This is a genomic window from Neisseria sp. P0024.S006 (genome assembly GCF_051956595.1).
GTDB lineage: Bacteria > Pseudomonadota > Gammaproteobacteria > Burkholderiales > Neisseriaceae > Neisseria.
Genome location: NZ_JBQCXH010000004.1, coordinates 286,082 through 306,339, shown reverse-complemented (window position 1 = coordinate 306,339; position 20,258 = coordinate 286,082). Strand labels below are relative to the sequence as shown.

General features: G+C 49.1%; 24 protein-coding genes. 9 read left to right on the top strand and 15 right to left on the bottom strand.

Translation table 11 applies throughout. From position 1 onward, the window contains the following. Nucleotides 1–59 precede the first annotated feature (59 nt). Nucleotides 60–521, top strand: coding sequence for a D-aminoacyl-tRNA deacylase (gene dtd, locus ACTHUF_RS09295; protein WP_314060208.1), 462 nt, complete (start codon nt 60–62; stop codon nt 519–521). A 59-nt stretch (nt 522–580) separates the two neighbouring features. On the opposite strand, the gene ACTHUF_RS09290 is transcribed toward dtd, so the two are convergent. The 15 genes from ACTHUF_RS09290 to hisC form a co-directional block, all read right to left on the bottom strand. Further along, the gene (locus tag ACTHUF_RS09290) at nt 581–1,099 is read right to left on the bottom strand and encodes a gluconokinase, GntK/IdnK-type (protein ID WP_311476962.1); all 519 of its coding nucleotides are present in this window, start codon (nt 1,097–1,099) and stop codon (nt 581–583) included. A 91-nt stretch (nt 1,100–1,190) separates the two neighbouring features. Next, nucleotides 1,191–2,576 carry a GntP family permease gene (locus ACTHUF_RS09285; protein ID WP_070814810.1) on the bottom strand — a complete coding sequence of 462 codons (1,386 nt, stop codon included), beginning with the start codon at nt 2,574–2,576 and terminating at the stop codon, nt 1,191–1,193. Nucleotides 2,577–2,867: 291 nt separating this feature from the next. Further along, on the bottom strand, nt 2,868–3,521 hold the full coding sequence (nfsB, locus tag ACTHUF_RS09280) for an oxygen-insensitive NAD(P)H nitroreductase (protein WP_315093043.1): 654 nt from the start codon (nt 3,519–3,521) through the stop codon (nt 2,868–2,870). A gap of 72 nt (nt 3,522–3,593) precedes the next feature. Continuing rightward, nucleotides 3,594–4,370, bottom strand: coding sequence for a twin-arginine translocase subunit TatC (gene tatC, locus ACTHUF_RS09275; protein ID WP_315093041.1), 777 nt, complete (start codon nt 4,368–4,370; stop codon nt 3,594–3,596). Between the two features lie 15 nt (nt 4,371–4,385). Further along, entirely contained in the window at nt 4,386–5,048 is a 663-nt protein-coding gene (tatB, locus tag ACTHUF_RS09270; RefSeq protein ID WP_315093039.1) for a Sec-independent protein translocase protein TatB, read from the bottom strand. 3 nt (nt 5,049–5,051) lie between these two features. Then, complete coding sequence (tatA, locus tag ACTHUF_RS09265) at nt 5,052–5,255, bottom strand: Sec-independent protein translocase subunit TatA (protein WP_003679438.1); 204 nt, start codon at nt 5,253–5,255, stop codon at nt 5,052–5,054. A 41-nt stretch (nt 5,256–5,296) separates the two neighbouring features. Further along, the gene (locus tag ACTHUF_RS09260) at nt 5,297–5,620 is read right to left on the bottom strand and encodes a histidine triad nucleotide-binding protein (protein ID WP_315093036.1); all 324 of its coding nucleotides are present in this window, start codon (nt 5,618–5,620) and stop codon (nt 5,297–5,299) included. A gap of 118 nt (nt 5,621–5,738) precedes the next feature. Continuing rightward, nucleotides 5,739–6,062, bottom strand: coding sequence for a phosphoribosyl-ATP diphosphatase (locus ACTHUF_RS09255; protein ID WP_315093034.1), 324 nt, complete (start codon nt 6,060–6,062; stop codon nt 5,739–5,741). 31 nt (nt 6,063–6,093) lie between these two features. Continuing rightward, nucleotides 6,094–6,501, bottom strand: coding sequence for a phosphoribosyl-AMP cyclohydrolase (hisI, locus tag ACTHUF_RS09250; protein ID WP_003748650.1), 408 nt, complete (start codon nt 6,499–6,501; stop codon nt 6,094–6,096). Nucleotides 6,502–6,544: 43 nt separating this feature from the next. Further along, nucleotides 6,545–7,312, bottom strand: a complete 768-nt coding sequence (hisF, locus tag ACTHUF_RS09245) for an imidazole glycerol phosphate synthase subunit HisF (protein WP_315093032.1) — start codon at nt 7,310–7,312, stop codon at nt 6,545–6,547. Between the two features lie 40 nt (nt 7,313–7,352). Next, entirely contained in the window at nt 7,353–7,670 is a 318-nt protein-coding gene (locus tag ACTHUF_RS09240) for a hypothetical protein (RefSeq protein ID WP_036493171.1), read from the bottom strand. Nucleotides 7,671–7,834: 164 nt separating this feature from the next. Continuing rightward, on the bottom strand, nt 7,835–8,572 hold the full coding sequence (hisA, locus tag ACTHUF_RS09235) for a 1-(5-phosphoribosyl)-5-[(5-phosphoribosylamino)methylideneamino]imidazole-4-carboxamide isomerase (RefSeq protein ID WP_315093030.1): 738 nt from the start codon (nt 8,570–8,572) through the stop codon (nt 7,835–7,837). Nucleotides 8,573–8,645: 73 nt separating this feature from the next. Continuing rightward, nucleotides 8,646–9,290, bottom strand: coding sequence for an imidazole glycerol phosphate synthase subunit HisH (gene hisH / locus ACTHUF_RS09230; RefSeq protein ID WP_440407518.1), 645 nt, complete (start codon nt 9,288–9,290; stop codon nt 8,646–8,648). A 168-nt stretch (nt 9,291–9,458) separates the two neighbouring features. Next, a complete protein-coding gene (gene hisB / locus ACTHUF_RS09225) occupies nt 9,459–10,415 on the bottom strand; it encodes an imidazoleglycerol-phosphate dehydratase HisB (protein WP_440407517.1) in 957 nt (318 codons plus the stop codon). Nucleotides 10,416–10,433: 18 nt separating this feature from the next. After that, the gene (gene hisC / locus ACTHUF_RS09220; RefSeq protein WP_440407516.1) at nt 10,434–11,519 is read right to left on the bottom strand and encodes a histidinol-phosphate transaminase; all 1,086 of its coding nucleotides are present in this window, start codon (nt 11,517–11,519) and stop codon (nt 10,434–10,436) included. Between the two features lie 216 nt (nt 11,520–11,735). On the opposite strand from hisC, the gene ACTHUF_RS09215 reads away from it, so the two are divergent. The 8 genes from ACTHUF_RS09215 to trmD all read left to right on the top strand — a co-directional run bounded on the left by ACTHUF_RS09215 (nt 11,736) and on the right by trmD (nt 20,253). After that, the gene (locus ACTHUF_RS09215) at nt 11,736–12,092 is read left to right on the top strand and encodes a DUF2069 domain-containing protein (RefSeq protein ID WP_440407515.1); all 357 of its coding nucleotides are present in this window, start codon (nt 11,736–11,738) and stop codon (nt 12,090–12,092) included. After that, the gene (locus tag ACTHUF_RS09210; protein ID WP_440407514.1) at nt 12,089–13,921 is read left to right on the top strand and encodes a Wzy polymerase domain-containing protein; all 1,833 of its coding nucleotides are present in this window, start codon (nt 12,089–12,091) and stop codon (nt 13,919–13,921) included. The genes ACTHUF_RS09215 and ACTHUF_RS09210 overlap by 4 nt, the downstream gene beginning before the upstream one ends. A gap of 206 nt (nt 13,922–14,127) precedes the next feature. Further along, nucleotides 14,128–14,805 (top strand): two-component system response regulator MisR, encoded by a 678-nt coding sequence (misR, locus tag ACTHUF_RS09205; protein WP_003748666.1) that lies wholly within the window; start codon nt 14,128–14,130, stop codon nt 14,803–14,805. Nucleotides 14,806–14,820: 15 nt separating this feature from the next. After that, nucleotides 14,821–16,218, top strand: a complete 1,398-nt coding sequence (locus tag ACTHUF_RS09200; RefSeq protein ID WP_315093020.1) for a HAMP domain-containing histidine kinase — start codon at nt 14,821–14,823, stop codon at nt 16,216–16,218. Nucleotides 16,219–16,273: 55 nt separating this feature from the next. Then, nucleotides 16,274–18,655 (top strand): GNAT family N-acetyltransferase, encoded by a 2,382-nt coding sequence (locus ACTHUF_RS09195; protein WP_440407513.1) that lies wholly within the window; start codon nt 16,274–16,276, stop codon nt 18,653–18,655. 75 nt (nt 18,656–18,730) lie between these two features. Continuing rightward, nucleotides 18,731–18,979, top strand: a complete 249-nt coding sequence (gene rpsP, locus ACTHUF_RS09190; protein WP_003684452.1) for a 30S ribosomal protein S16 — start codon at nt 18,731–18,733, stop codon at nt 18,977–18,979. A 15-nt stretch (nt 18,980–18,994) separates the two neighbouring features. Continuing rightward, a complete protein-coding gene (gene rimM, locus ACTHUF_RS09185) occupies nt 18,995–19,504 on the top strand; it encodes a ribosome maturation factor RimM (protein WP_036493152.1) in 510 nt (169 codons plus the stop codon). Beyond that, on the top strand, nt 19,504–20,253 hold the full coding sequence (gene trmD, locus ACTHUF_RS09180) for a tRNA (guanosine(37)-N1)-methyltransferase TrmD (RefSeq protein WP_440407512.1): 750 nt from the start codon (nt 19,504–19,506) through the stop codon (nt 20,251–20,253). Before rimM ends, trmD begins: the two co-directional genes overlap by 1 nt. Nucleotides 20,254–20,258 lie beyond the last annotated feature (5 nt).

The following is a 20,258-nucleotide window of genomic DNA, read 5'->3' as shown; positions in this document are numbered from 1 at the left end:
ACCCAAAGGGCGTGTCTTTTACGCCCTTTTTCTACAACTCCTTGTATTCACAAAACATCATGCGCGCCGTTATTCAAAAAGTTACCCAAGCCAAAGTTGACGTTTTGTCCGAAAACTCCCGCGAAACCTGCGGCAAAATCAACAACGGATTTATGATATTGCTCGGCGTTACCCACACCGATACAGAAACAGACGCCAAATACATTGCGGATAAAACCGCCAACCTGCGTATCTTTGAAGACGAAAACGGCAAATTAAATTTATCGCTCAAAGATGTCGGTGGCTCGATATTGCTAGTTTCCCAGTTTACCCTTTACGCCGATGCGCGCAGCGGCCGCCGTCCGTCCTTCTCCAATGCCGCCCCTGCCGAACAAGCGGATAAACTCTATCAATATACCGCACAACTTCTACGCGAACATGGACTGACTGTTGAAACCGGCAGATTCCAAACCCATATGCAGGTTTCCCTTTGTAATGACGGGCCGGTTACCTTATTGCTTGATTCGCAAAAAACATTCTAAATTTCATCAAAAAAGGCCGTCTGAAATCTTTCAGACGGCCTTTTCATTTCTAATCATCACTAAATCAAGCCTTGCGCTTTCACCCAGTTCACAATATCTGCCTCAACGGCTTCAGGCGAACCCGGATTGTCGATTTTAACGCCGTACTCATCCGTACCCAGCTCTTCCAAAATCTCCAGCTGCGAATCCAGCATACCAGCTTTCATATAATGCCCCTGGCGCGACAGCATACGTTCGAGATTGATTGCTTGAGGCGGAGTCAGATGGATAAAAGCCACCTTCCCTTCCGCACCACGCAGAATATCGCGATAGTGATGCTTGAGTGCGGAACAAGTAACGATGGAATATTTCTCCCCGTTTTTTGCCTGCTCCGTCATCCAGTCACGCAAATTGCCCAGCCAAGGATAGCGGTCTTCATCCGTCAGCGGAATACCGGCACCCATTTTGTCGCGGTTGGCTTGGGTATGGAAATCATCGCCTTCGGCATAGGGACATTGATCAAGATATTTTTGTAATGAGAGTGCGGCCGTGGTTTTACCGCAACCGCACACGCCCATCATGACAAAATGTGTCGTCATTTTTCTACTCCTTGTTTATCTGGATTTTAACGGCATTTGAAAACAGGCGGATTGTGTTATCTCAAAAACACTATCCGCCGGCCATTTTCGATTAAACCAAGATAAACAACACTGACGATAAAGCAAAACCGATGAGTGCGATAAGTGTTTGGTTGACCGTCCATGTCTTCAAGGTCGTCGGCACATCCATATCCAACAGACGGCCGACAAGCCAGAAGCCTGAGTCGTTAAAGTGGCTGCAACCGACGGAACCCGCCGCCGTCGCCAATACCACGCAAGTAATCTGCCAATCGCTGAAACCTGCCGCCGCAACGGCCGGTGCCATCAATGCGGCAGCGGTAGTCAATGCAACAGTCGCAGAACCTTGCGCAATACGTAAAGCCAAAGCCACCAAGAAACAGCCCAGTAAAACAGGAATACCCAAGTCCGCCATGCTGTCAGCCAAAGCCTTACCGATACCGGAAGCACGCAATACGCCGCCGAACATACCGCCTGCACCGGTAATCAAAATAACCGAGCAAACCGGGCCCAATGCGCCATCAATGGTTTTCTCCAAAGCACTGGCTTTTTCGCCACGTTTGCTGCCCAATACATACAGGGCTACCAAAACAGAAATCAGCAAAGCAATCGGTGTCGAACCGAGCATTCGTGCAAACTGCACCCAACCTTCATCCGCACTGACCATTTTCTCGCTGATCAAAGTAGATAAACCAGTATTCAAGAAAATCAACAACATAGGAATCAGCATAATGCCGATGACTGTAGATGCTTTTGCAGGCGCTTTCGGTTGGTCGTTATCTTGCGTACCGCCGCTGAGCAGATCAGGAACGGGCACATGAATGCTGCGACCCAAAACTTTACCCAATAAATAGCCGCTAAAATACCAAGTAATCAAGGTAACCGGCAAACCCAAAATCAGCAGTTGACCGATGTTTGCGCCATAAAACTCAGAAGCAGCAATCGGGCCGGGATGTGGCGGCAGGAAGACGTGCATGACGGAAAATGCGCCAATAGACGCCAACGCATAGGGCAAAACAGTTTGCTTCATGCGGCGTGCCGTTGCAAACACAATCGGCAACATCACCACCAAGCCGGCATCAAAGAAAATCGGAAAACCAAAAATCAAAGAAGCCACGCCTAAGGCAAACGGCGCACGTTTTTCACCAAAAATCCGAATCAGCGCATCCGCCAAAGACTGGGCACCGCCGGAAGTTTCCACTAAACGGCCGAGCATTGCGCCCAAACCGACCAGCAACGCTACGCTGCCGAGCGTGCCGCCAAAGTTTTTGACCAACACATCATTAACGATACTGCCCATAGGCAGGCCTGTTACGATAGCAGTCAGCAGGCTGACCAATACCAACGTCAGCAAAGCATGAACACGCAGTTTCACAATTAAAATCAAAATCAGCAAAATTGCTGCCGCCGCAATACCGAGCAAAGTACCGGCACTCAGCGTTTGAGTCCAACCATCCATTTTGAAGCCTTTCTCTGTAAGAAAAATACAAATTTATTAATGTTTTTTAACATATATGAATACGATAACACATTTATCCATGAAATCGTACGGCTGAATCCGGCCAAAATATAAGCACCTATTTTTCCGAACCCTTTTTGTAAGATGCTTGAAAATAAGGAGGACAAAGAAAAACAAGAGCAATAAAAAGGCCGTCTGAAAAGTAGTTTATTTTCAGACGGCCTGACATTATGCTTCTCAATAAGATAGAAACAGATGGCTTTTTCAAAGATCTGAGACCAAGCCCCTCGGTTATACCTGGGTAAAAATTACCTCGTTTTCCAAACGTGATTTCGGCAATTTGGCATTAAAATCATCTTCGGCGCGATAGCCCAATGCGACAACGGCAACAGCACGATAACCTTTTTCAGCCAAACCAAATTCTTGATCCAAAACAGCCATATCCACCCCTTCCAACGGAACGGCATCCACCCCCAAGGCCGCGGCGGCAAACAGGGTAAAGCCCAAATTAATATGAACTTGTCTCGACAACCATTGGGTTTCGTCTTGCATTTGATTGCGGTGGATACCCAAGAAAGTACGGCGCGCATTATCACCCATTTGCTTATTTTCGGCCGTAGCAAAACGTCCGTCTTTATCTTCCTGTTCCAACACGCCTGCCAAATAGTCATCATCGGCATGCACCCGCGCCGCAAATACGATTACATGTGAAGCGTTGATAATTTTGGGCAGGTTGTACGGAAAATTTTCTGCAGATTTGGCTACCCGTGCTTTCCCTGCTTCATTATCCGTAATCACAAAATGCCAAGGTTGGATATTGACGCTGGAAGGACCGTAGCGCAGTGCCGCTTCGATTTGGGCAAAATCTTCGGCTGAAATTTTTTTGGAGGCATCAAAAGATTTGGTGCTGTAACGTTTTTGTACGATATCCTGAACATTCATCATGTTGTTCCTTAAAATTTAAAACTATCATAAACACAAAGGCCGTCTGAAAAATCCTTCAGACGGCCTTTATTCTCAAATTTCCGCCGGCGGCTGCGGTGTATCCTCATCTTCCTGCTGCGTTTTGGCCTTGGCAAAACGGCTGAACCAAATGCCGGCTTCGTAGAGCAGAATCAACGGAACGGCAAGCAGGGTTTGAGAAATTACATCAGGCGGCGTGATGATTGCGGCCACGATAAACGCTCCCACGATAACATACGGACGGGCGTTCTTAAGCTGAGCGGTCGAAACAATGCCCATTTTTGCAAGCAATACCACAACGACGGGAACTTCAAACGTCGTACCGAATGCGACAAACATGCCCAAAATAAAGGACAGGTATTTGTCGATATCGGTCGCCATATTGACGCCGACAGGGGTTACACCGGCCAAGAATTTGAAAATAACGGGAAACACCAGAAAATAGGCAAACGCCATACCGACGAAGAAAAGCGTTACGCTGGACAACACCAGCGGCGTAATCAAACGCTTTTCGTTTTGGTATAAGGCCGGGGCGACAAACGCCCAGACTTGATACAGCGTGTGCGGCAAGGACAGCAGAAACGCCGCCATCAAGGTAACCTTGACCGGCACAAAAAACGGCGCGATCACATCGGTCGCAATCATGCTGGTATCTTTAGGCAGATTGGCCATCAATGGTTCGGCAACAAAAGTATAGAGCTGCTGGGCAAACGGCATCATGCCCAAGAAGCAGACGACGATGCCGATGACGATCCACATCATGCGGCGGCGCAGCTCGAGAAGATGCTCAATAAGCGGTTGGACGGGTTGTTCGTTTTGAGGTTCGGACACCGGTTGACTCACTTTTTACTTACGGACGCGCAGTTTGGGTTTGGCGTGGAATTTCGGGCGCATATCGCGCTTGCGGCTCATCGCCTGCTTACGCAGAGATGTCGTATGCAGCGGAGGAACATCGGCGGCAGGAGCTTCGACATAGCTGACTTCAACCGCCGGAGCGGGGGAAACCGATGCGGTCAAATACTCACGCCAAGCGCGGTCTTGCTCGGACTCGGCATTTTCAGCCCCGGCAGGCTCTTGAGTTTGCACTGCCCCACCCTCTTCAGGAACTTGGGACGCACTTTCATTTTCAGTGCTGCTTGAAGCCAAATCAGGCAGAGGATTACCGAACTCGTCCACGCCAAAATCGGCTGGCGTTTTTTGTTCGGGCAGGCGCTCCCAAGGCTTGAGGCCGTCTGAAATATCATTCAGATTTTTTTGTGCATCATCGCCCAAGTCTTTGATACCGTCGCGAAACTCCGAAGCGGCGGCTTCAAATTCCTGCTTGACTTTGCGCAATTCATCCAACTCAGCCTGAGTATTGAGCTCCTGCTTGACGTTGTTGACGAAGCCTTGCAATTTGCCGACCAAACGCCCGGCCGTGCGCGCGGCTTGCGGCAGACGTTCGGGGCCTAACACTATCAGGGCGACAACGCCGACCAGCAGCAATTCACCCAAACCGAAATCAAACATGGATTATGCTTTGTCTTCGTCTTTTTTGTGTTCGATAACTTCGTCTTTTTTGGCATCTTTGCCGTCTGTACCTTCGTTCAGGCCTTGTTTGAAGTCATGCACTGCGCCGCCGAGGTCTTTGCCGACGTTGCGCAATTTTTTGGTACCGAATACCAAAACGACAATAATCAGTACGATAATCCAGTGCCAAAGAGAGAAGCTACCCATGATAAATCCTTGAATTTGTTTAATTTAAAAAGAGATAATAATTATGCGGGCGTACCCATGATATGGATATGCAGGTGGAAGACTTCCTGTCCGCCGCCTTTGCCTGTGTTGATCAGGGTTTTGAAACCGTCGGTCAAACCTGCCTCATGGGCGATTTGAGGGACTTTCAACATCATTTTACCCAACAGGGTTTGATGTTCGGCAGTGGCGTGTGCCAGTGAATCGAAGTGTACTTTCGGAATCAGCAGCAGATGTACCGGCGCGGCAGGGCGAATGTCTTTGAAACAAAGCATCTCATCGTCTTCGTAAACGGTTTGTGCCGGAATATCTTTGGCGGCGATTTTGCAGAAAATACAATTATCCATAATGGCTCCAATGGCCGTCTGAAAACGGGTGCAACGGGTTTCGCCAAACAAAGTGAAATCGTTTTTGCCCCAAGAGACGGATTCTGAAACAGGTCAAATACGGGATTGTAATATAAATTCAAGATTCTTTGCGAGAAGCTTTTTCCACCAATCCCGACAAACCTTGACGGCGCGCAAGCTCGTTGACCACATCTTCGGCGCGCAATCCATGATGCGCCAATAAAACCATGGTGTGAAACCACAAATCCGCCACTTCGTAAACCAAATGTTCGCCGCCGCCATCTTTAGAGGCCATCAAGGTTTCACCCGCTTCCTCGATAACTTTTTTCAGAATCTTGTCTTCGCCTTTGTGCAACAGTTGGGTAACGTAAGAAGCATCGGGATCGCCGCCTTTGCGCGAATCGATGACGTTTTGGATTTGGGTAAGGATGGTATCGGTCATGGTCGGTTTCTCTTATTTCTTTCAGACGGCCTTAAGGATGTTTATGTCCGTAAATTGCTTCTTCGTCTTTCAACACGGCATCCACTGTCTGCCATGCACCCTCTTGCCAAACTTTGTAAAAGCAGCTTTCACGCCCGGTATGACAGGCAATGCCGCCGTTTTGTTCAATCAACATAACCACAGCGTCGCCATCGCAATCCAGGCGCAATTCGTGTACTTTTTGCGTATGCCCGGACTCTTCGCCCTTCATCCATTGTTTTTGGCGGGAACGGCTGTAATAGTGGGCAAAACCGGTTTCTACGGTTTTTTGCAGGGCTTCTGCGTTCATCCAGGCGACCATCAGCACACGGTGTGTCTGCCAATCTTGGGCAATCGCGCAAACCAAACCTTTTTCATCAAATTTTACGGCATTTAGCAGCGTTTCGTTTATGTTCGACATTCGCGTTTTCTCCCATATTTTTCAGACGGCCTTTGGATAGCAATCACAAACGCACTTCGATTCCTGCTTCGCGCATGGCCAGTTTTGCTTCGCAGATACTCGCTTCGCCAAAGTGGAAAATACTGGCGGCCAATACCGCATCGGCCTTCCCTTCTTTAATGCCGTCCACCAAGTGTTGAACCGAACCGACGCCTCCGGAAGCAATGACCGGAATATCGACCGCTTCACTGACCGCGCGTGTCAAAGGCAGGTTGAAACCTTGCTTGGTGCCGTCCCGGTCCATGCTGGTCAGCAAAATCTCGCCCGCGCCGCGCCGCTGCATTTCGACAGCCCATTCCACCGCGTCCAAACCGGTCGGATTACGTCCGCCGTGGGTAAAGATTTCCCAACGGGTGTTTTCAGGGTTGACCGCTTTGGCATCGACAGCAACGACAATCGCCTGAGAACCAAAAAAACCGGCCGCTTCGTTGACCAAATCAGGATTGGTTACGGCTGCCGTATTGATGCTGGCCTTATCGGCACCGGCATTGAGCAGGCGGCGGATATCGGCAACCGTACGCACACCGCCGCCGACTGTCAATGGAATAAAAACTTGCGAAGCGACCGCCTCGATAACGTGCAAAATAGTATCGCGGTTGTCGCTGGAAGCGGTGATGTCCAAAAAGGTCAACTCATCCGCACCTTCATCATTGTAGCGTTTGGCAACGTCAACCGGATTGCCTGCATCGCGCAAACCCAAAAAGTTGACGCCTTTTACCACACGGCCGTCTTTTACATCCAGACAAGGAATAATTCGTTTTGCCAATGCCATACCCAATACCTCTTATCCGTTATCAGGCCGTCTGAAACCGTCAGGCCAAAAATTTGCCCAACCAATCCGGCAAATGTTGCAACAATTGAAAATAACCGATACCGGCCATCATCGCCAACACGCAGGAAATAATAAAATTGCTGTCGATACGGCCGACAATGGCGAAAATCAACCCGGCAAATGCCCATATTATCCCGTTGAAAATCATCCAATAGGTATCGATAATCGGCAAATCAAACGCCGTCAGCTGCCGCAATATCACTGCAATCAGTGTAAACCACAAACTTTCGCTTAGCGGATACACTTCTCGGTCGGATGACCAGATAATCCAAAAACCCAAAACAAACGCTTCAAGCATATTAATCCCTTAATAAAATATCGATTGGGCTGTTTTTATAATTATTTCAAATAGATATAAACCCATGACCCATACAGGCAATCCCTTTGAGTGCATTTTTGTGTGCCGCGTCAGCCGCTGCATTTTAATGGCCTGCAAGGTCTTATCTGTATAATCCGACACATTTAAGCCAAAGAATCGGCCAGTTTTTGCGACTGTGCAAAATCAATGCTTCCCTCGTAAATTGCACGGCCGGTAATCGCACCGCTCACGCCTTCTTTTTCGACGGCACACAATGCGCGGATATCATCCAAATTCGTCAAGCCGCCGGAAGCGATAATCGGGATATTCACGGATTGGGCCAATTTGACGGTAGCTTCGATATTCACCCCGCTCATCATGCCGTCGCGGCCGATATCGGTGTAAATAATGCTATTGACGCCGTCATCTTCAAAACGTTGGGCCAAATCGACGACATGATGTTCCGTTACCGTTGCCCAACCGTCTATCGCCACCATACCGTCTTTGGCATCCAAGCCGACAATAATCTGCCCCGGAAATTCCTTGCATGCTTCGCGCACAAATTCAGGATTTTTTACCGCAGCCGTGCCGATAATCACATCAGTCAGCCCCAAATCCAAATACTTTTCAATGGTTTCCAAATCACGGATGCCGCCGCCAAGCTGTACCGGAATATCTTTGGCCACGGCGGCCAAAATTTCTTTAATCGCCGGAAAATTTTGAGGAACGCCTGCGAATGCGCCGTTCAAATCAACCAAATGCAAACGGCGTGCGCCTTGGTTGCGCCAATGCAAAGCCATCTCTGCCGGCGAATCGGAAAACACCGTCGCCTGCTCCATCAAACCTTGTTTTAAGCGGACACAACGTCCTTCTTTCAAATCAATGGCAGGTATCAACAGCATTTTTTTCTCCTCTATTCAGTTTCAGTATATTTTACACAAATTAGCGATTTTTAGCAGATTTATGTTAAAAACCTCAAATCTGCCAATTTAAAAAATTCCGCAGCAGCAATAATCCTGCCTGATGACTTTTTTCCGTGTGAAACTGTGTGGCAAACACATTGTCTTGACCGACAATGCAGGCAAATTCATTCGGATATTCGCTGACGCCTAAAACAATCTCTTCATTTTTCGGCGCAAAATAATAGCTGTGAACAAAATAGAAATACTCGTTCTGCCCAATGTCTTGAAACAAAGGATGCGGGGGGGTTTGATGTACTGTATTCCAGCCCATATGCGGCACTTTCAGACGGCCTCCTTGCGCATCGGTTTGATTGGGCAAAAACCGTTTGACTTGGCCTTCAAACCAACCCAAACCATCCGTATCGCCTTCTTCGCTGTGTTCAAACAATAATTGCGCACCTACGCAAATTCCAAAAAACGGCTTGTTTTTCAGGCCGTCTGAAACCGCCTCGCCCAAACCACTGGCCTTCAGCGCAGACATACAGTCCGGCATGGCGCCCTGCCCCGGAAAGATAACCTTATCCGCCGCCATCACTTCTTCGGGCCGCGAAGTCAGATAAACCTCGGCATTTTGCTTGGACAAGACCTGCGCCGCCTGAACGGATTTCAACACTGAATGCAGGTTCCCCATTCCATAATCGACAATCGCTACTTTCATTGCATCTCCTCAGGCCGTCTGAACCATTTAATGATTAATATAATAATAAGAATGATTGTAGCAAAAGATGGTTTAAAACAAAATATTGCCACTATACAAAACGAATAATAAAAGGCCGTCTGAAATCCCAATCGGTTTCAGACGGCCTTTATTCATTCAAACGCTGCCTTATTCTTCTGATGCGGCTTCCGCTTCTTCTTGAACAGATTCTTCGCTCAGCGTGCCTTTGGTAGAAGGCGTTTGACCAATCATGCGCGGATCGTATTCGACTGCCATGCGCAGGGCGCGGCCGAAGGCTTTGAAAACGGTCTCGGCTTGATGGTGCGCATTACGGCCGCTCAAGTTATCGATGTGCAAGGTCATCATGCTGTGGTTCACAAGGCCGTGGAAAAATTCTTCAAACAAATCGACGTCAAAACGGCCGATCAGGGCGCGGGTAAAGTCGATGTTGTATACCAAACCGGGGCGGCCGGAAAGGTCGATAACCACACGGCTCAACGCTTCATCCAGCGGAACATAGGCATGACCATAACGGGTAATGCCGGCTTTATTGCCAAGCGCTTGTTTCAAGGCTTGACCCAATACGATACCGATGTCTTCAACGGTGTGATGGTCGTCAATGTGCAAATCGCCTTTGCAGGTAATATCCAAATCAATCAAACCATGACGCGTCACTTGGGCAAGCATGTGTTCAAGGAAAGGAACGCCTGTATCCAAGCGGTATTTGCCAGTACCGTCAAGATTGAGGCTGACGGTGATTTGGGTTTCGCTGGTATTGCGGGTAACGGTAACAAAACGGCCCTCGGTTGAAACACTGGCATCTGCCGCTTCGGCGGTTTGTTTTTCCAAACGTGCCGCTTCAACCGCTGCTGCTTTTTCTTGGTCTTTGCTGTGATCACGGTTCAGCCAGCCTTTGCGTTTGTGCATGCCGGATTCCAACTTCGCAGCCAGGCTCGGACGAATGCCGCGCGCAGACTCATCGCCTGCTTGTTGTTCCAAACGGCGTTTGAGCTGAGACAGAGAGGCAGAGTTTTCATAACCGCATGCGCGTGCAAGCTTGGTCAATGAGCCGGCTTCTTCAACCAGTAACAGAAAATTGGTCAAATGCAGTTGAGCTTTGTTCATGATAATAGTTCCTTGAAATCAAAGATTGGGGTAAAGGTTTTTAATAACGGCCAAGACGGCATCATTTTGCGCTGCCGAGCCTATGGTTATGCGGACACACTGATCCAAAAGCGGATGGCTTCCATGCAGTTTTTTAATCAGTATGCGGTTTTGCTTCAATGTTTCAAACAGCCCGTCCGCATCAGGAACGCGAACGGTAATAAAGTTGGCTTCGCTTGGGAAAACTTCCAAACGGTTTAATTTCAACAATTCATTCATTATGCGCGAACGCTCGTTTTTTAATGTATCTATGTTTTGTTGAATGATTGGATGATGTTTCAATGAGAATTTCGCCGCCGCCAAACTCAATTGATTCATATTGTAAGGAGGCAGGATTTTAACCAGCTCTCCAATAATGCCCGGGCTTGCCGCCGCATACCCCATCCGCAATCCGGCAAAGCCGATTTTGCTGATGGTACGCATTACAACCAGATTTTCAACTTCTCCCGCCCACGGAAGGAAACTGTCATGATGAAATGCGCCATATGCCTCATCAACAACCACAATGCCGGTTGCCGCACGAACAACCGCCTCTACTTCTTCTCGTTTAAAGCACACGCCGGTAGGGTTATTGGGATAAGCAATAAAAATTAATGACGGCTGATGTTGCTCAATCGCGGACAAAACGGCAGGAAGATTTAAAGTGAAGTCCGGATTTAAGGGAACGCCGACATATTCCATGCCATAAAGCGCGGCATTATGACGATACATAACAAAACTTGGCTCAATACCCAATACACACGCATTGGGTTTGGCAACCAGCATGGTCAAAAACTGGATAAGCTCGTCGGAGCCGTTGCCCAATGCGATTTCCGCCTTACCGGGAATACTGAAGACTTTCCTTAATTCTTCATAAATCCCGCTCTTGGCTGTATGAGGATACAAATGAATCGGGGCTTCTTTTACTATATCCGCCCATTCTGACAACAAAGATTCATATCCGGCGAAAGGATGATGCGGACACTCCATGGCGTCCAACTTAATAAAACCTTCCGGCAAATCGGCAACCTGATAGGCTGTCATTACTTTAATATCATCACGGATAACGTCAGCAATGCGATTCATGGTTTTCTATCCTCCTGAGATAAAGCGTCTATAATAATAGCACAATCTTTATTTGATAAATATATTAATAAGACTATAAAACAGGATAAAGTTTCATTAATTTAAAGAAAAACAATAAATTCTTTCTTGAATATCCTTAAGCAATATTCTTGGCTCCCCCTGCATTTTTAGCGGTATAATTTCAAGTTTTCCAGTACGGCTTACGCCCTTTATATCGTGAACAATACACGCTCCCTGTTACCTTATCTTGCAACTTCCATAAGTCTTATCCTTTTGATTTTGCTTTCCTTATCATGGGAATTATGGATCGCACCATTGCGCGAAGGCGGCTCATGGCTGGCACTGAAAGCCCTGCCTTTGTGCCTGCCGTTGACCGGCATTTTGAAAAAACGCATCTACACTTACCAATACAGCTCCATGCTGATTCTGATTTACTTTGCCGAAGCCTGTATGCGCCTGGCAGACACGGCTCTCGTCAGCCGGATTTGCGCCGCCGTTTCCGTATTATTGTGCATTGCTTTTTTCCTCGGCTGCCTTGCATTTATCAAACAACAAAAACACACATCAAAATGACCTACCACACACTTTCAGACGGCCTGACCCAATCTTCAGTAAAAACCTTTTGGCCTTTATGGCTCAGTTTTCTTTGGATTTGCGCCGTCCCTTTTCTCTCACTCTACCGAGTCGGCCCACTACCCAGCTTTTATCTGGAAGCCATTTCACTGAGTGGCTCATTGGTACTGACATTGATTAGCGCACACAAAGGCCTGTTGAATATCCGCCTTCCTGCACTCAGTATCGGTTTGTTTACCATGGCTGCATTTTGGTCGCTCCAAGCGCGCCTCATGCACTCTACCTACCCCGGCATGAGCGACATCACTGCCTGGACCTTTGCCATTTTGGCACTGGGCGCATGGTCGGTTCGCGGCTGGGTAACGGCTTACGGACAAGAACGTGTCGTCAGCATCTTTGCTTGGTCTTTATTGATAGGGGCAACCATACAGGCCGCCATCGTCTGGCTGCAATTTAAAGGCTGGTCCAATGTAGAGTGGTTGAACGGCATCATTGCCCGAAGCAACGGCACCGTAAACGGCCAACTCGGCCAACGAAACCATTTGGGACATTATTTAATGTGGGGCATTTTGGCGGCATCCTATTTATGGACGGCACGCAAAATGCCCAATACAGCAGGTTTTCTGTTCGTATTGGCTTTGACCGCAACCCTCGGCCTTGTCAACTCACGCACCATCTTAGGCTACATCGCCGCCCTATTCCTGATTACGCCGTTATGGTTTTGGCGTACCCGTTTCCAACACAAACGCGCACTGTGCATTTTTCTCCTGACCGCCATCCTGGCCGCCGCTTTCCAATTCGGCATGGGCAGCCTGTTGGACTTGTTTGGCAACGTCAAATACGAAACCGCTGTCGAACGCGCAGGCACCAGCGGTTTTGAAGGTTCTATGCGCCAAATCGAATGGAGTAAGGCATGGATTGCCTTTCAATCCGCACCTTGGTTCGGTCATGGCTGGAACAGCTTTGCCCAGCAAACCTTCCTGATCAATGCCCAACAACACTACTTCCCCAACAACATCCTCGGCGTACTGTTTACCCATTCGCACAATATCGTTATGCAGTTATTGTCCGAAATGGGCATTGCCGGCACCTTGCTCGCAGCCTTAACCCTGCTTGCAGCCGTGTGGCGACTGTTGGGCCGCAACCAAACACCGGCCTCGCTGTTTTTACTGACTGCCGCCGCCGTCAGCCTTTGCCACAGCATGCTTGAATATCCGCTTTGGTATATTTACTTCCTCACCGTATTCAGCCTGATTCTGTCGTTGACACCCTCTTATCCGAAAGATGTTTCAGACGGCCCTTTATCTACCCGAATCAGACAATGGGCAGGCGGTATAGCCGCTTTATCGATTTTAATCGGCATGGCAAACCTCAGCTGGGAATATCAAAATCTGACCCAATATAGCCGTGTAGGGAAAACCGATGATCAGCAAACGGTTCAAAACAAAATCGACGGCTTGCAACGACTTTCCAAAGAAAGCCCCATGCTTGCCTATTACGCCGATTTGAGCTTGAGCAAACGTGCAGATCCGACCGATGCCTACATCCGTCCGTGGGCGGAAGAAGCCGCACTCAAAGCCCTGACCTATCGCCCCTACTCCAGCGCCTACCAAGTCGGCCTTTACCTCTACCGGCAAGGCAAAAAAGAAGAAGGTGCGCAATGGATGCAGGCAATGCAATATTATTACCCTTATATGATGTATTTCTACGCCGACAAAATACGCAGCCACCCGGCATTCGCCCCCTTGTTGCCCAAACTTTTGTCCGATTGCAAAGATTTCATCAACGCACCGAAACACCAAACCGCCCAATCATGCGACAAACCCTGAACAAAATACACCCAATTGTCAGTTTGTCCTTACAGGCCGTCTGAAAATGTAAAGAGCAGCGAGTTTCTATGCAAAAAAGCGCAAAAGCACAGAAAATTACGCTATCAACAAAAGCAGATTGCATGTTAAGATTGAACACAACTCTATTTTAAGCGCCGTACTGCCATTTAGTACCGCGGCGCATACAATCACGAAAAGGAAATTCCATGAGTCGCGTATTACTCGTAGATGACGATGCCCTCTTGACCGAATTGCTGACCGAATACCTGACCGCCGAAGGCCTCAACGTTCATAGCGTTCCCGACGGCGAAGCCGGCGTTCAAGAAATTCTGACCGGACAATACGATGTCGTCGTATTAGACTCCATGATGCCTAAAATGAACGGTTTGGACGTACTGAAAAACGTACGTACCCAAAGCACCGTGCCCATCATCATGCTGACCGCGAAAGGCGACGACATCGACCGCATCATCGGTCTGGAAATGGGTGCGGACGATTATGTTCCGAAACCATGTACACCGCGCGAACTCTTGGCACGCATCAACGCCATCCTGCGCCGTGCGCAACACAGCAACGAACAAAACAACGCGCCTAACAGCATTTCTGTCAGCGACGTCGTTTTGTACCCGGCCAAACGCCAAGCCAGCATCAAAGACACTCCGCTCGAATTGACCAGCACCGAATTCAACCTGCTCGAAGTTTTGATGCGCCACGCCGGACAAGTCGTCAGCAAAGAGACCCTGTCTATCGAGGCACTCGACCGCAAACTGGCTAAATTTGACCGCAGCATCGACGTACACATCTCCAGCATCCGCCACAAATTGGGCGATGCCTCCCTGATTCAAACTGTACGCGGCTTAGGCTACCTGTTTGTTAAAAACTAAAGATTAAACAGATCAATGAAACTGTTTCAACGCATCTTCGCCACATTTTGCGCAGTCATCGTCTGCGCAATCTTTGTGGCGAGTTTTTCATTTTGGCTGGTACAAAACACCCTCGCCGAAAACCAATTCAACCAACGCCGTACCATCGAAACTACATTGATGAGCAGCATCATCTCCGCGTTCAACTCGCGCGGAGACAGCGGTGCGCGCGAAATTCTTTCGGAATGGAAAAACAATCCGGTTTCCAATGCCGTTTATGTGATTACCGGCGACGATAAAAAAGATATTTTAGGCCGCAACATCGACAGCCTGTCCATCGAACGCGCCCGCATCTTTGCCATCAACAATCCCGAATCCGATTTAGCCCACATCGAATACGACCGTTTCGGCGAAGAATACCTCTTCTTCATTAAAGGCTGGGACAATCATCAAGCCCAACGCCTCCCTAGCCCGCTCTTTATTCCCGGCCTGCCGCTTTCACCTATTTGGCACGAATTTATCATTCTGTCTTTCATCATCATCGTCGGCCTGCTGATGGCATACATCCTTGCCAACAACATTACCAAGCCCATCAAAATTCTTGGTAGTGGCATGGACAGAGTAGCCAACGGCGAACTCGAAACCCGTATTTCTCAACAAGTTGACGACCGTGACGACGAATTGTCCCACCTTGCCGTACAGTTCGATAAAATGGCCGAGAAACTGGAAAAACTTGTGGCCAAAGAGCGCCACCTGCTTCACCACGTTTCTCATGAAATGCGTTCGCCGCTGGCGCGTATGCAGGCGATTGTCGGCCTGATTCAATCTCAGCCGCAAAAACAAGAGCAATACCTCAAGCGGCTTGAAGGCGAATTGGTGCGCATGGATACTTTGGTAGGTGAATTATTGACCCTCTCCCGCCTGGAGACCTCCAATATTCCTTTGGAAAAAGAAAACCTCAAACTCGTTCCGTTTCTGACCAACTTGATTGAGGACAACCAAAGCATTGCCCACCAAAACAATCAAAGCGTTACCCTGAGCATTGACCCTAAAATCCCTGAAAATGCCGTGATCAGTGCCAACGAAGGCTATCTGTACCGCGCCTTTGACAACGTTATCCGCAACGCCATCAACTACAGTCCGGAAGGCAGCACCATTCAGGCCCATATCGGACAAGACGGCAAACACTGGATTATCGATGTTACCGACAACGGCCCGGGGGTCGATGAAATGCAGCTTCCGCATATTTTTACCGCCTTTTATCGTGCCGACTCCAGCGCACACAAGCCCGGTACCGGCTTGGGACTTGCCTTGACGCAACACATCATGGAGCAGCACTGCGGCAAAATCATTGCTGAAAATATCAAACCCAACGGCCTGAGGATGCGTTTTATCCTTCCCAAAAAGAAAGCCGGAGACAAAAAAGAAGCCTAAAAATAAGGCCGTCTGAAACTCTTCAGACGGCCCAAAACACAAATAAGGAACCATCATGAATGCAACCGTCCAAACCGGCTACTTCTTCATGCCCGAACACATCATCCTTGTCGGCGCCAGCGAACGTCCGCACAGCCTTGGTGAACGCATTTTCAGCCACCTGCTCGGTTCCTCATATCAAGGCAAAATCACGCCCGTCAATCTCCGCCACAGCAGCGTCGCCGGCCTCCCTTCCTACTCCAGCCTCAGCAAAATTCCAGGCCAGGCCGACCTAGTTGTCGCCGTCATCCCGCACGACCATTACGACACACTGTTCAAAGCCTGCCGCAAAAAAGGCCTGCGCCACATTATCCTGATCCAAGATTGGGAAAACCTGCCGCCCGAATCCTGCAAAAACGCCCGTTCCATCATTCAAAAATATCACGGCGACGAATTAAACATCAGCGTGTGCAACAGCGCAGGTGTCCAACTTCCCTCACTCAATCTCAATATCGGCACCCAAGCCGACTATCCGGCCGGCCATATCGCATTACTCACCGGCCACAGCACTGTCAGCCGCAACATCAACCATCTGCTGAACGCAATGCATCAAGGCGTATCGCGCCACATCAGCCTCAACTACAACCTAAGCCCCACCACATCCGCCGACTGGCTCAACCGCTTCGGCCACAACCGCCATACCAAAGTTGCCGTCATCCACTACAATCCGGCCGAAAACCAACGCGAGCTGTTCAGCGCCATCCGACACTTTGCACGCCACACCCCGCTTATCCTGTTGTCCACACATTACACCGACGACACAGACAAAGCCGTCCTACACAGCCTCAGCCGCCATTGCAACTTCCTGCCGGTATTCAAGACCAACGAACTCGAAGCAGCCTTAAAAGCCCATCTTTCCGGCATTCCCGTCATTACCCATCCCACCATATTGTCCGATACGCCGATAGAATGGCTGCGTAGCACCGCCGATGCCTGCCAATTGACCCTCAACCTTCCAACCGACGCACCATCCATCCAACAAGGCTGCATCGGCAGCGACCCCACGCCTGCACGCATCCACCGCCTGGCACTCGAACAATTGCAAAATCCGCACACCCAAGCCCTGCTCGGCATTATTTCGCCGGACGCGTACGGCATTCATCAAACACTGAATAACTTAGCACAAAAAACCAGCAAGCCCATTCTCATCAGCCATCGTTTTTCAGACGGCCTAACCCGGTTCAACACCCCGGAAGAAGCCTTGCTGACACTTTATTTCCGCAATCAAACCGCCTGTTTGCAACAAGCGCAAAACACCCCTGCCCCAGCAAAAACAGGCCGTCTGAAAATGCCTAAAAACAAAAGTATCGATAAAGCCATTGCATCCGGTCAAACCGACCTGATGGCAGAGGCCCTATACCTGCCTCCGTGCCAAACCCAAAAGCATAATGCCGTTCAATTCCGATTCAGCCGTCATCCCATTTACGGCAAGATCCTGACCGCCCATTACAACGGCCAAACCCAAGCCGCATTACCGCCCTTTACCACGCTCGATATCCAGCGTTTAAGCCAATTTGCAGAACTTGACAACACTTCCGTTCTCAATCAATTCCTGCATTCCCTAAACACGCTTATCCACAACAACCAGCATATCGGCGACATCATCCTCAACTACAACGGCGGCCAATACAGCAGCACCATCATTCCCGAAATTATAGAAAAACCAGCCGCGCCGACAACCAAAATCCCCAAAAAAGCCGTCCAAACCTTAGAACAGGCCGCCGCCAAAATGCAAAGTGCCGCCGCCTACCTCCAACAAAAAAATCCGGCCGCAGCCGAGTTTCTACGCAACACCGGAGAAGCCGCGTCCGAACTGCTGCACCCTAAAACCGAAACGCCCGAGATACAAAACGTACTCGCCCCCTACCCGAACCAAACCGACACATTCGTCCTACCCGACGGCAATACCCTGCACATTCGCGCACTAGAGCCTGAAGATGCCGAAGCCAAACAAAAATTTGTCTGCCAATTACCTGCGGCCGACCGCTATACGCGCTTCATGACCCACACCAACGAATTGCCGCAGCCCACACTCGCACGGCTGACCCGCCCCGATTTCCATAACGAATGCGCATGGGCCGCCTTCGCTTCAGACGGCCGTATCGTCGCAGTCAGCCGTTACAGCCGCATCAATCGCAACGAATGCGAATTCGGCATTACATTGGCTGCCGAAGCCCGTAAAACCGGCTTGGCCGGCAAAATGATGAGCCTCATTATCCAAACTGCCACACAGCAAGGTTATCAAACCATGAATGCAGAAATCCTCAAAGAAAACACACCGATGCTCAAACTCGCTGAAAAATCAGGATTTACCGTTACCCCGTCGGAAACCGACCACGGACTGTATCAAGCAAGCCTCGATCTGAACGCATGGCAAAACAGCAACAAAAACAAATAAAAACTTGCATAACCCGTGTGAAATATCCTAAAATTAGCGGTTTCTATATATCCGCATTTTTCAAAAGGACTCAAAATGGTAGTTATCCGTTTGGCTCGCGGCGGCTCAAAACACCGCCCTTTCTTCAACGTAGTCGTAACTGACTCTCGCAACCGTCGTGACGGCCGCTTCATCGAGCGCGTAGGTTTCTACAACCCCGTTGCCAACGAAAAACAAGAACGCGTACGTTTCGACGCAGACCGCATCAACCACTGGGTCGCTCAAGGCGCGAAAGTTAGCGATGCAGTTGCCAAACTGATTAAAGAGCAAAAAATCGCTGCTTAATCAGCTGAAACGACCATGACAGACACTCAAAAACGGGTAGCCATGGGCTACATCAAAGGCGTATTCGGCATTAAAGGCTGGCTTAAAATCGCCGCCAATACCGAATACACCGACAGCCTGCTGGACTACCCAGAGTGGCAGTTGTGCAAGGATGGCAAAACCCTGAATGTCACGCTTGAGACAGGTAAAATTGTCAATGGCGAACTTCAGGTCAAATTTGAAGGTATAGACGATCGCGATCAAGCATTTGCCTTGCGCGGCTATACCATCGAAATTCCCAGAGAGTCATTCGCCCCTACTGAGGAAGACGAATACTACTGGGCAGATTTAGTCGGCATGACCGTCATCAACAAAGAAAACATCGTCCTCGGCAAAGTCAGCAACCTGATGGAAACCGGCGCGAATGATGTTTTGATGATTAAAGGCGAACACGGACAAATCCTGATTCCCTTCGTCTCCAACTATATCGAATCTGTCGATACCGACAGCAAAACCATTATCGCCGACTGGGGCTTGGACTACTGATGCTGATTCAAGCCATCACCATTTTTCCAGAGATGTTCGACAGCATTGTCGAATATGGCGTTACAGGCAGGGCAAGAAAACAAAACCTTTGGCAGTTTCAAGCCATCAATCCCCGAAAATTTGCTGACAACAAACTTGGCTATATCGATGATCGCCCCTTCGGAGGTGGCCCGGGAATGATTATGATGGCACCGCCGCTTCAAGCGGCAATCGAAGAAGCCAAAACAAACTCGCAAAAGCCTGCCAAAGTAATTTATCTCAGTCCGCAAGGTCAGCCGCTGACACACAAAAAGGCTGTAGAACTTGCCGAACTGCCCCATCTTATTCTTCTATGCGGACGCTATGAAGGCATAGATGAAAGACTGCTGCAAAGCAGTGTGGACGAAGAAATCAGCATTGGCGACTTTGTTGTCTCGGGTGGCGAATTACCCGCCATGATGTTGATGGATGCCGTCTTAAGATTGGTTCCGGGTGTATTGGGCGATATACAGTCAGCCGAACAAGACTCGTTTTCAGACGGCCTTTTAGACTATCCTCATTACACCAAACCCGTAGAATTCCAAGGCATGATGGTTCCTAAGGTCTTACGCTCAGGAAATCATGGCTTGATTGCCGAGTGGCGATTAAAACAATCGCTGCGACGCACTTTAGAGCGCCGACCCGATTTACTGGAAAAGCGCAGTTTAATCCCAAAGGAATCCCGCCTCTTAAAAGAAATCTTGCAAGAGCAACAGGAAATCCAATCATAACTTAG